Consider the following 867-nt stretch of genomic DNA (forward strand, 5'->3'; position numbering starts at 1 on the left):
GCCCTGGACACCCTGAGCGGTGTGTGACGGCAAGGCGAGAGGGGGCGGACGCCGTGGCGTCCGCCCCCTCGTCGCGGAAGGTGTTACGGCTTCTCCGCCTCGTGGAGGGCGGTCACCTCCTCGGCGGTGAGCGCCTTGTCGTAGGCGTGCACCTCGTCGACGGAGCCGTTCCAGAAGTCGGTGTCGTCACCGTTCCACTTGGCGCGGCCCACCGCCAGGGGGCCGGAGCCGACGTAGGTGGGGCCGCCGGTGACGGTCGCCGCCTTCGTGCCGTCGACGTACAGGGTGATCTGGTGGGTGGCGCCGTCGCGCACGCCCACCAGGTGGTACCAGCGCCCGAGTTCGGGCCGGGTCTCCAGGCGTGCCCGCCTGCCGTCGGGGGTGCTGAAGGCGAACGCGCCCTGACCGTACTGGAGGTAGAACGGGCTGGCCTGGCGCCGGCCGTCCTGGCTGACCGCGGTGGCGTAGTTGCCGGGCAGCGCGTCGAGGGTGACCCAGGCGGAGACGGTGTAGCTGCCGGTGGTGTCGAGGACCGGACCGTCCGTCTGGGCGAACTGGGTCTGCCCGTCGAACTTCAGCGCGCTGCCGCTGACTCCGGTGGTCCAGGTGGCGCCCCCGGTGAGCGTCAGCGCCTTGCCGTTCGGACCCTCGTCCTCGGCCGTGGTCCCGGTGCCCTCGTCGAGGGACCAGTGGCCGCCGCCCTTGAGCTGCTCCCGCTGACCGGCGGAGGCGCCGGCGGCGATCACCTTGAGGTTGATCTCCCGCACCTGCTTCGGGTGGACCTTGATCTCCCTGCGGTCGTACGTGTACAGGCCGTTGAGCTCGTTCTCCAGGTCGGTGATCTGGGTGTTCACCGTTCCGGACAGC

At 71.2% G+C, this 867-nt stretch carries 1 protein-coding gene; it reads right to left on the bottom strand.

The window, feature by feature from the left end:
- Positions 1-83 precede the first annotated feature (83 nt).
- Positions 84-867, bottom strand: a 784-nt coding sequence (locus tag LPA54_RS33245; RefSeq protein WP_228984455.1) for a LamG domain-containing protein, incomplete at its 5' end; no start/stop codon positions are given.

The organism is Streptomyces sp. DH12 (assembly GCF_020873895.1).
In the GTDB taxonomy this organism is placed as follows: domain Bacteria; phylum Actinomycetota; class Actinomycetes; order Streptomycetales; family Streptomycetaceae; genus Streptomyces.